Here is a 10,461-nt window from a genome sequence, read left to right on the forward strand (position 1 = left end):
TGCCGCGGCAGCCTTCTTCTCCCCGGTCGGAATGGTTGCATCTATAGTGTCAACCGCTCCAAAAGCGGCTAAAGGCTCATCAAATTCCGCGCCTTTTCCGACAATGACAATCTGCAGGGCATCAGGCCGCAGCCACTTCTTTGCCACCGCCTGAACATCCTGCGGCGTCACTTTCTCCACATTTGCTTTCACTTTGAAGAGGAAGTCGTTGGGGAATTCGAAGTAGTCATATTCCATCATTCGATTAATGATATCCCCTTTATCTTCAAAATTGAACACGAACGAGTTGAGATATCCGTCTTTCGCCATCCGCATCTCTTCCGGGGTCGGCAGCTCCGTCTGGATTCTCCTGATCTCATCTATCACACTGCGGGTCGCTTTGACGGTCGATTCTGACTTGGTGAAGCAGTAACTGTAATAGACCCCCGGGTAAACGATATTGGAAGTATAGGCTCCGCCTACCGAATAAGCCAGACCCTGTTTGCTGCGGACATTGTTGAACAGCCGTCCCCCAAAGGAGCTATTCAGGACATTGTTCATGACCAGCAGCGCAAAATAGTCAGGGTCAGCGGTGTAACCGCCAATATGGCCCAGCAATATATATGACTGGGTGACATTGTCTTTATTTACAAAATGTATTCCGGGCTTGAAGTCATATTTGACATCGGGAAGTTTCGGCACTTTCCCTTCACCCTGGGGCCAATCTCCAAAATATTGCTTAACTTTCGCCAGCATTTCATTTTTATCAAAATCGCCCCAGATTGCCAGCATGGCATTTTCAGGAGTAATATACTTTTTATGAAAAGCCACCAGGTCATCGCGCCCGACATTATCCACGGTGAGATATTCAGTATGGCGGGCATAAGGCGAATCTTTGCCATAGATTATTTTGCGGAATTCCCTCAGGCAGATATCGAGGGGTTCATCGTTGCGGCGCGCAATGCCGGTTCTGACCGCCGTTTTCTTCAAGTCAATCTTATCCTGGGTAAAGACGGGACGGCGGAGAATGTCGGACAGAAGTTGCAGTCCGGTATCAGTATAATCGGAGAGTATATTCATACTTGCCGAACCGCTGGTGCTGCCGATATTGACCTCGATGGATGCCCCGATTGCCTCCAGGGCGGCGTCAATCTCATCGCCGGTCATCTTTTCGGTGCCGCCGGTTCGCATCACTTCGCCCATAATATTCGCCAAGCCAATCTTATCCGCGGGGCTTAGATATTCACCGGCAGCCAGTCTGACCCGGGCATTGACGAGAGGAAGCTCCTTATCCTCCAGCAGATAAACGGTCATACCATTATCCAGAACCACTTTCTCGATAGCCGGCATCTTCGCCTCATTGAGAGGCGGGAATTTGATTTTGTCGATAGTCCTTTGCGCTCCGAATGAGTTTAGAGCCGAAGCAACGAGGACAACCGTCATAACGATGATTGTAAGAAATCTCCAGTTCATTTTGCTTACTCCCTCTTAATTGCTTTCTTCCGGCTCGAGCATGCCAACGGTCCGGCGGCTGGCATCCAGGTACTGATTAGCCACTCGTTTGATATCTTCCGGGGTTAAGGATTCGACCTTTTCCATGGCATTGAATAATTTCCGCCACCCGCCATTGACAATCTCATACGTCGCCAGGGCCATCGCCAGATCTTCATTGCCGGTCATGCTGTTTATCAAATTGGCTTTGGCGCGAGCTTTAATTTTTTCTACCTCTTCTGCCGGTATTAACTCGCTCTTAACCTTTTCTATAATCGCAAGAATCTCCTGTTCATTTTCGGCGTTGGTCTTGTCTTTCGCCGGCATGGCGTAGATTCCAAACAACGAGGGGTATTTGACGCCCGGGAAGCCGGCGAAGGCAACCGCCTGTATTGCCAGTCTCTTCTCTTTGACCAGGCTCTTATACAGCTGGGAGGTGCGTCCTTGACCCAGATAGTCAGCCAGGGCTTCCAGCGCCGGCAGGTCGGGATGGGTGGAATGGGGAATAGGGAAACCACAGAGATATACCGGCTGCGCTTTGTCTCTCACGGTGATTCTTCTTTCCGATATCTGCGGCGGTTCTTCCGTCAAAATCGGCGCCGGTTTCGGGCCGGCCGGAATTTTGCCAAGATACTTTTCGGCAAGCTGACGAGCATTCTCAGGCTGGACATCGCCGACAATGACTACGACCATATTTGACGGCACATAGTATCTTTTGAAGAACTGAAGGGCGTCCATCCGATTGTAGTTCATGATATCGGACATATGACCGACCAGCGAGTTATGATAAGGATGGGCTTTATAAGCGGCGCTGATAAATTCCTCGACCAGTTTCCCTTGCGGAGAGGATTCAGTGCGCATCCGGCGCTCTTCCGCAATCACATGTTTCTCTTTATAGACTTCCCTCAAAACCGGATTGGTGAAACGGTCAGCTTCCATCGCCATCCAGAGTTCCAAACGGTTTGCCGGAAAACTCATATGGTAAGCGGTTACATCATAACTGGTGAATGCGTTTAAGCCGACTCCGCCCTCACGCTCCACTATTTGACCATATTCATTAGGCACGACATACTGACCGGCGGAATCGCTGGCTTTCTGCAACTCTTCTTCGAGTTTTGCCAGAAGTGACGTGTCGGCGGCGGCTCCCTTGGCCTTTTCTTCAAAAATCTGTTTGAAGATTCTGTCTTCCTCGGCCATCCATTTCAACTCATTGCTTAAGTTGCTGGTGCCGATTTCTTTGGTGCCCTTAAAAGCCATATGCTCAAAGAGATGCGCAATGCCGGTGCTCCCTTTTGGGTCATCGGCGCCGCCCACATTTACCATGGTGACAAAAGACGCCACCGGCGCTTCCTCCCTGGGCAATACCAGCACTTTCAATCCATTATTGAGACGAAACTCCACCACCCGGCTCTCAATGTCCGAAAAATCGAAAGCGGATGCGGTTCCCGCAGCCATTAGAAGCAGGAACAAAGGGACAATCGCCCGGCGCATAAGTGATTTCATCATTCTCCTCCTGATATGATTCTAAATGAAAGTTATGACTTCAGCGCAGCGAACATTTCGATAGAATTCCTATGGGCTTCCACGCCATCATTCACAAGTTCATGAATTCCGAAACCCAAAATATTATCCCTTGACAGAAGAATGTCAAGGGATAGAATCTACAATTTTCGCGCCATAGCGCTAAACATCGTCAATCATTTCTTGCCGACAATCGACAGATATGCGCCATCCGGCGCCAAATGAGCGCTAATATATTCGTTTACTTCTGCGAGAGTGATATTCTCGGCTTCCCGGAGTAATTCTGCCGGCAGGCGATATCCGTACCCAAGATATTCATATAGAGCCATATAATTGGCGCGCACCCCTTTTCTGTCGATTTGATAAATCAACCGATTTTTCAGGTTGACCCGCGCATCAGCCAGCTCCGATTCAGTAATTCCTTCTTTGTGAAGCAATGCCAGTTCGCGTTTAAGCGATGCCAGGGCGGTCTGCACTTTTGAAGTATCGGTGCCGATAGCGGCGCGAAAGACCGCCCCGAATTTGCTGTATATCGCCTGGGTATAGACCGAATAAGCCAGCTGTTCTTTCTGACGCAGGTACCATAGCCGGGAGCCGACATTGGCGCCCATGATTTCATTGAGGATTCCAATTATCGCAAATTCTCTCTGAGACGGATAGGGGAGAGGATACCCCATAAAGATGAACGACTGATTGCGGTCAAAGGGCAGAAATCCTTCCTGTGACGATGGCGGATTAGATTTCGGTGGATTAAAGGCGGAGGATTTTGCCGGTATTTGGTTCAAAGGCGCAAGAATGGCACTGATTTGGTCCGGAGGCAGGTCGGTCGATACGGCGACAATAATATTATCACCGCCAATCAGCTTCCGATAATGAGCCTGGATATCCGCAACAGTCAGGGCGTTTATTACCGGCAATGTGCCGAGTATGGAAAGGCCATAGCCGCTGCCGCCGTATGCCGTTTTCCAGAAGAGATTGCTGGAGGCTTGCGTCTGATTGTCGATTTCAGCCTTGATAAGGCCCTCCACTTCAATCTTCAGTTTCTTGAGTTCTTCTTCGGGAAATTGTGGCGTCTTCAGAGAGCGAAGGATAATTTCCATTAGATCGGCAAAATTTTCCGAGAGCGCGACAATCGATATGGCAGAGTAATCGCGAAAGCAATCGGCAGAAACCTGGGCACCCAGGAACTCCAACCGGGCCGCGATCTGGTCGGCATTCATCCTCTCATCCCCTTTCAAGAGGAGTTTAGTCATCATATTTGTAATGCCGTTGTTCTCTTCATTCTCTGTCAATATACCTCCGCCTATCAGTATCCGAATTCCAGTGAGGGAGGTGGAATTGTCATGATTGTACAGCAGTTTAATTCCATTGGGCAGCACGGCCCGACTGAAACTATCCCCGTCACTCATGAATTTTACTTCCGTCGCAAAAGTGGGAAGAGATATTAGCACGAAAGCAAATAACAGCACACTTCTTATTATTTTACTTCTCATTGCGGCACCACCGTGGTTACAGTGTAGTAGTCCGTATTAAGATAGCGCTTGGCCGCCGCATTAACCTCAGCGAGCGTGGTTTTCTCAATCATCTCCGGATAGTTTTGAATAAACCTGTACCCGATGAAAGAGTCGTACTGGGCATAGCTGTCGGCCATATCCAACCCCCGTTCATGATTAATATAATAACGCGTCTTGATGTTGTTTTTGGCTTTGCGGAGTTCCTCTTCCGTGAAGCCGTCGGTTTTTGCCGCCACCAGAATCTCGCGGATTTTTTCCTCGGCAAGGGCAAGATTTTTCGGCTCGAGAACAGCCGATGCCATAACCGGACCTTCATACTTGGAGGTGTAAAATTCAAATGATGTAGAATATACAATTCCAAGTTCATCTTTAAGTCGTTTCCATAAACGGCTGGTTTCGCCGCTTCCCAGGATAGTAGCCATCAAGTCAACTGCATACTGGTCAGGGCTGTCCGACTTGGGGCCCACCATCCCGATCTGGAGATAAGCCTGGTTTACGTCTTTCTTGATTTCCAGACGGGAAATCTCCGCCAACGGCTGCGGCGGTCGATATTGGTCGACGGGCAGTTCACCCCGTGGAATGGAGCCGAAGTATTTCTTCACCAGCTGAAGAGCGGAATCGGCGCGCAGGTCCCCGACAATGACCATAGTCATATTGTTAGGGGCATAATATCTTTTGTAATAGGCGTACACGGAATCGCGCGGCACGTTGCTAACTCTTTCCTTAGTGCCGAGGACATTTTTCTCATAAGGATGCCCTTTGAAAAGCTGTCCCAGCATCGTCCGATAGACTTTCGATTGAGGACGGTCTTCGCTTATATTAATTTCTTCCAGCACGGCCTGCCTTTCTTCATCCATCGCCTCAGAACTAAAATTCGAGCGGAAAAGCATGTCAGAATGAATCGACAGCGCGAATTCCAGGTGCTCGCGGGGCAGCGATATCACGAAATCGGTCCAATCCTGCGAGGTATAGCCGTTAAAATAAGCCCCATGTTTTTTCATCGCTTCGCCGACTTCCTCGCCGCTCATTTTCTCGGTTCCGCGGAAGAGAATCAGATGTTCCAGCAGATGGGTAGCGCCGTCAAAAAAGGCGGTTTCGTTTTTGGCGCCGACTTTGACGGTCGTGGAGATATTGACCTGTGGCACCTGATGATACTCGCGAATCATCACTTTCAAGCCGTTATCCAGAGTGGAGATATGCCAATCGTCGCCCGCAAAAGCGGGGACCGCTATTAAAGTGAGAACCAGCGCAACGTAAAAGAAACGCATCCAGGACTCCTTAAGTTATTATTCTAATTGATATAAAACGAAACCGGGCGGCAACTTGTTGCAGCCCGGCCGTGATATATTGAAGATTTTGGGGCTTTGTCGGCAAGGAATCTGCCGGTCAGGTTACCACCATTTTATCAGTTTGGGTAGACGGTTATGCACCAGAAGGGGGTTGCTGGGCATGATACGGGCCGCGATTCCGAACCGCCCCGAATTCTTGCAAGTCACTTCCGTCCGGTACAGATACTGCCCGGGAGCCAGGGGAGTGGTATCCTCCGACTTGACCGCCGGTACCGTTTCATAGTTATTCATCTGCTCCAGCGAATTCAGATTGCCGGCGGCGACTTCCACCGCAACATCCTCCGGCTTAATATCGCCCAGATTGATTTTGAGAATTATGGGGATTCGCTCGCCTACTTTCGGAGAGTCACTCACGCCCGGCGTTTCAATGCTTTCAATTCCTACGCTGTCCCACTTGGCGCTAATTCCGGCGAGCCAGTGCGACGTCGAGCGGGCGACGTTAAAATTATCAGCGGAGAGTTTTTGTGAAGCGTTTATGGCAGGTATATAGAATTTTCGGGTGTAGTCCTTTAGCATGCGATGCGAACTGAATTGCTTGCCGGCCATGGCAATAGAGTTTTTCATCATCGTCACCCACTTATAGGGGAGATGGGCTCCATTTCTCTTGTAAAAAAGAGGCACCGCTTCCCGTTCCAGGACATCATACAGGAACTGGCTCTCGAGATTGTCCTGATATTCGGCATTATCATAGATTTCGCCGTTTCCTATCTTAAAGCCGACATCGGGGTTGTACCCTTCACACCACCAGCCATCAAGAATAGAGACATTTACGGCTCCGTTTATTGCCGCCTTCATGCCGCTGGTGCCGGACGCCTCCTGGGGACGTCGCGGATTATTAAGCCAGATATCCACTCCCTGAACCAGGTAACGGGCAATATTTATGTCGTAGTCTTCGAGGAAGACAATGCGGCGGCGAAATTCATCTTTACTGGCAATCTGAAGGATATGCTTTATGATTTCCTTGCCGGGATTGTCCAGCGGATGGGCTTTGCCGGCAATAATAAACTGCACCGGCATTTCCGGGTTGTTGACAATTCGCTTTAGTCTCTCGACATCGCGAAACAGAAGGAAAGCTCTCTTATAGGAGGAAAACCGTCGGGCAAAACCGATGGTCAGAATCTGGGGGTCGAGCACTTCCTCCGCCAACTTAACATCCACCGCCGAGGCGCCGCGCCGGGTCAGCTGTGTCACCAGACGTTTTCGGGCAAAGAACACCAGCCGCTCGCGCCGCCTCTGATGAACTCTCCAGAGTTCAGCATCCGGAATCTTGTGTATATTGTCCCATTCTTCGAAGGTGGTCGGTTGCCGGGTGAACTTCGGTCCGAAGTAGGTATCAAAAAGATCCACCATGTCGTGGCTCAACCATGACCTTAAATGAACTCCGTTGGTGACATGTCCGATAGGCACTTCTTCCACCGGCAGATTGGGCCAGATATTGTGCCACATTTCCCGCGTTACCTTTCCATGCAATTCGGATACGCCGTTATTGAACGCCGACAGTTTCAACGCCGCCACGGTCATGCAGAACGGTTCATTATCATCGGCCGGGAAAACTCTTCCAAAAGAAAGAAACTGATGCCAGGTGAGCCCGATGCTTTCCACATATCCCTTCAAATATCTCTCCAGCAATTTTGGGTCAAAAGTCTCATTCCCGGCGGGAACCGGAGTATGGGAGGTAAAGACCGTAGTGGGCCAGACCGCCTGCACCGCTTCCTGAAATGTCAGTTTCTCGGTCTCAATCAGATTCTTGATTCTCTCCAGTAGAAGGAACATCGAGTGCCCTTCGTTCAAATGGTACACCGCCGGCTTAATACCGAGACAGCGCAACGCCTTTACGCCCCCAATGCCAAGGAGAATTTCCTGTTTCAGACGGGTATCCTTGTCGCCGCTGTATAGAACTGAAGTTATTTCCCGGTACTTACTGGAATTATCCGGGATATTGGTATCCAGAAGGTAAAGCGGGGTGATGCCGACCATTACTTTCCATATCTGCACATAAACCGGGGTTCCGGAAAAATCGACCGTAAATTTCAGCGGATTGCCGTTCTGGTCTCTTTCGAGGGTGACCGGCATATGATACCAGTCGTTCTCTTCATATCGCTCCTGCTGCCAGCCATCGGACGACAGGAACTGACGAAAATAGCCATAACGGTATAGCAGACCGATAGCGACCAGGGGGACACCCAGGTCACTGGCGGCTTTTAGATGGTCGCCGGATAAGAGTCCCAGTCCTCCGGAATAGACCGGCAGTCCGGTATCAATCCCGTATTCGCAGGAGAAGTAGGCAATTTGCGCTTCCTTCTGCTCGGGATAAGTTTTCTCGAACCATCTTTTCGCTTTTAGGTAGTCCTGAAAGTCGGCGTAGGCGCGGTCCAGGCTGGCAAGAAAGGCTTCGTCCTGAGCCACTTCTTCCAGTTTAGACTGCGGAAGGTAGGCTAACATTTCTATCGGATTCTGATACGATTTCTCCCAGAGTTCGGAATCGATTCTTATGAAAAGCTTCACTATATTCCAATTCCACGAAAACCAGAGATTCATTGCCAGTTCGCGCAGCCGGGTGATTCTTTCCGGCAGATTGGGCAGAACTAAGAATTGCTTGACACGCATATTTCATCCATACGAAAAGTGGTTCTTACAAACATCCTGTTTGTATAATCTATTACAGTCGTATTGCCTGTATATCGGAAAAATCTATAACAAAAAAAGCCCTTAAACAATAATATTTAGATAAGGGCAGTACAAAACCTGAAAGATATGCCGAAATAGATATTATTGTCCCTAATTGTGGAAAGGAAATTATTCTCATGAATTCTCGAGAACTGTCGTCATATGGCCTGACCAATCTCGGGTCGGTGAAGTGGAATCTTCCCACTCCGGCTCTTTATGAAGAGATAATTCGGAATCACGAAGGTTTTGTGGCTCACCTGGGGCCTCTGGTCGTTCGCACCGGCCAGCATACCGGGCGTTCTCCCAAAGATAAATTCATAGTCAGGGAAGCGAACTCTGAAAGCAAAATCTGGTGGAGCCAGGCCAATCAGCCATTTGAGCGGGAGAGATTTGACGCGCTCTTTTCGCGTATTTTGGCGTACCTCCAGGGGCGCCATCTTTACGTTCAAGATTGCTTTGCGGGGGCGGACCCCAGCTATCGGATGCCGGTTCGAGTGATAAATGAAACGGCGTGGCATAATCTCTTTGTGCGCAATATGTTCATCCGGGCGACCAGCAAGAAGGAGCTGGAGAATTTCGAGCCTCAATTTACCGTGTTTAATATACCCAATTTCCATGCTCTGCCCAGTTTGGACGGCACCAATTCCGAGGCTTTTGTCATCCTCAATTTTGAAAAACGGCTTGTTTTGATTGGCGGTACCAGTTACGCCGGCGAAATCAAAAAGGCGATTTTTACGGTCATGAATTACTTCCTGCCTCAGAAAAAGGTATTGTCGATGCATTGCTCGGCTAATATGGGAAGCAACGGCGATACGGCGATATTCTTTGGACTCTCCGGGACCGGCAAAACGACTCTCTCGACCGACCAGGAAAGGAGGTTAATCGGCGATGATGAGCATGGCTGGAGCGACGTTGGAGTGTTTAATTTTGAAGGAGGATGTTACGCCAAGGTGATTCGTCTCTCCGCCGACGGTGAACCTGACATCTATGAAACTACCCGGAAATTCGGCACGATATTGGAAAATGTCGCCATCGATTCCGAGAGTCGCAAGATAAATCTTGATGATAACTCGCTGACCGAGAACACCCGCGCCGCCTATCCCATCACGCATATCAAAGATATTGTTCCCGGCGGTGTCGGGGGGCATCCCCAAAACATAATTTTGCTGACGGCCGATGCCTTTGGAGTCCTGCCGCCGGTAGCTCGGCTGACCCCGGAAATTACTCACCGATATTTTCTGATTGGATATACGGCAAAACTGGCCGGTACCGAATTAGGCGTAACGGAGCCGAAGGCGACTTTCAGCGCCTGTTTCGGCGCCCCTTTTATGGCTCTGGAGCCATCGGTATATGCCAACCTGCTGCTGGAAAAGGTAAAGAAACACAAAGTTGACTGCTGGCTGGTCAATACCGGCTGGATTAACGGACCGTACGGCACCGGCGAAAGGATAAGTATCGCCCATACCCGCGCCATTATCCGAAACATTCTTAGCGGTCATCTGAAAAAAGTTGCCTATCGCCAGGATAAAGTATTCGGGCTGGATATACCGCTAAGTTGTCCCGATGTACCATCGGACATTCTCGACCCCTCGGGCGGCTGGAAGTCAGAGGGGCAGTACATATCAGAAGCGCAAAAACTTGCGTCGGCGTTTGAAAAAGTATATCTTGAATTCAAGAAGGATAAAGAGCTGGAGAAGGTAACCGCACTGGAATAACCAGAGGAATCTATGTCAGAGAAGATGAAGCTGGGAGTCTTGACCGGCGGTGGCGACTGCCCCGGTCTCAACGCCGTTATAAGGGCGGTAGTCAAAACTGCCATAAACGACTACCAAATGGAAGTGGTCGGTTTTCTTGACGGGTATGAGGGCTTGATTGAAAACAGGTACAGAAAGCTGACCTCCAACGATGTCTCCGGTATTTTGACTCTCGGCGGTACCATA

General features: G+C 49.7%; 7 protein-coding genes. 2 read left to right on the forward strand and 5 right to left on the reverse strand.

All coding sequences use genetic code 11. The features are described 5' to 3' along the window. From AB1690_01865 to glgP, 5 genes are all read right to left on the reverse strand, one after another. Window positions 1-1,452, reverse strand: a 1,452-nt coding sequence (locus tag AB1690_01865; GenBank protein ID MEW6014046.1) for a pitrilysin family protein, incomplete at its 3' end; no start/stop codon positions are given. 15 nt (window positions 1,453-1,467) lie between these two features. Further along, window positions 1,468-2,976: a pitrilysin family protein gene (locus AB1690_01870; protein MEW6014047.1), complete on the reverse strand. Its 1,509-nt coding sequence runs from the start codon at window positions 2,974-2,976 to the stop codon at window positions 1,468-1,470. 191 nt (window positions 2,977-3,167) lie between these two features. Next, the gene (locus AB1690_01875; protein ID MEW6014048.1) at window positions 3,168-4,484 is read right to left on the reverse strand and encodes a pitrilysin family protein; all 1,317 of its coding nucleotides are present in this window, start codon (window positions 4,482-4,484) and stop codon (window positions 3,168-3,170) included. Then, window positions 4,481-5,773, reverse strand: a complete 1,293-nt coding sequence (locus AB1690_01880; protein ID MEW6014049.1) for a pitrilysin family protein — start codon at window positions 5,771-5,773, stop codon at window positions 4,481-4,483. Before AB1690_01880 ends, AB1690_01875 begins: the two co-directional genes overlap by 4 nt. 123 nt (window positions 5,774-5,896) lie before the next feature. Further along, entirely contained in the window at window positions 5,897-8,461 is a 2,565-nt protein-coding gene (glgP, locus tag AB1690_01885) for an alpha-glucan family phosphorylase (GenBank protein MEW6014050.1), read from the reverse strand. Window positions 8,462-8,658: 197 nt separating this feature from the next. On the opposite strand from glgP, the gene pckA reads away from it, so the two are divergent. After that, window positions 8,659-10,236, forward strand: a complete 1,578-nt coding sequence (gene pckA, locus AB1690_01890) for a phosphoenolpyruvate carboxykinase (ATP) (GenBank protein ID MEW6014051.1) — start codon at window positions 8,659-8,661, stop codon at window positions 10,234-10,236. Between the two features lie 12 nt (window positions 10,237-10,248). Then, window positions 10,249-10,461, forward strand: a 213-nt coding sequence (locus AB1690_01895; GenBank protein ID MEW6014052.1) for a 6-phosphofructokinase, incomplete at its 3' end; no start/stop codon positions are given.

The organism is Candidatus Zixiibacteriota bacterium, assembly GCA_040753495.1.
Taxonomy (GTDB): Bacteria; Zixibacteria; MSB-5A5; order GN15; family PGXB01; genus DYGG01.

What these genes read in the sequence shown, in the direction of transcription:
- AB1690_01870 (MEW6014047.1), bottom strand. Translation starts at nt 2,976, where the DNA reads ATGATGAAATCACTTATGCGCCGGGCGATTGTCCCTTTGTTCCTGCTT.
- AB1690_01875 (MEW6014048.1), bottom strand. Translation starts at nt 4,484, where the DNA reads ATGAGAAGTAAAATAATAAGAAGTGTGCTGTTATTTGCTTTCGTGCTA.
- AB1690_01880 (MEW6014049.1), bottom strand. Translation starts at nt 5,773, where the DNA reads ATGCGTTTCTTTTACGTTGCGCTGGTTCTCACTTTAATAGCGGTCCCC.
- glgP (MEW6014050.1), bottom strand. Translation starts at nt 8,461, where the DNA reads ATGCGTGTCAAGCAATTCTTAGTTCTGCCCAATCTGCCGGAAAGAATC.
- pckA (MEW6014051.1), top strand. Translation starts at nt 8,659, where the DNA reads ATGAATTCTCGAGAACTGTCGTCATATGGCCTGACCAATCTCGGGTCG.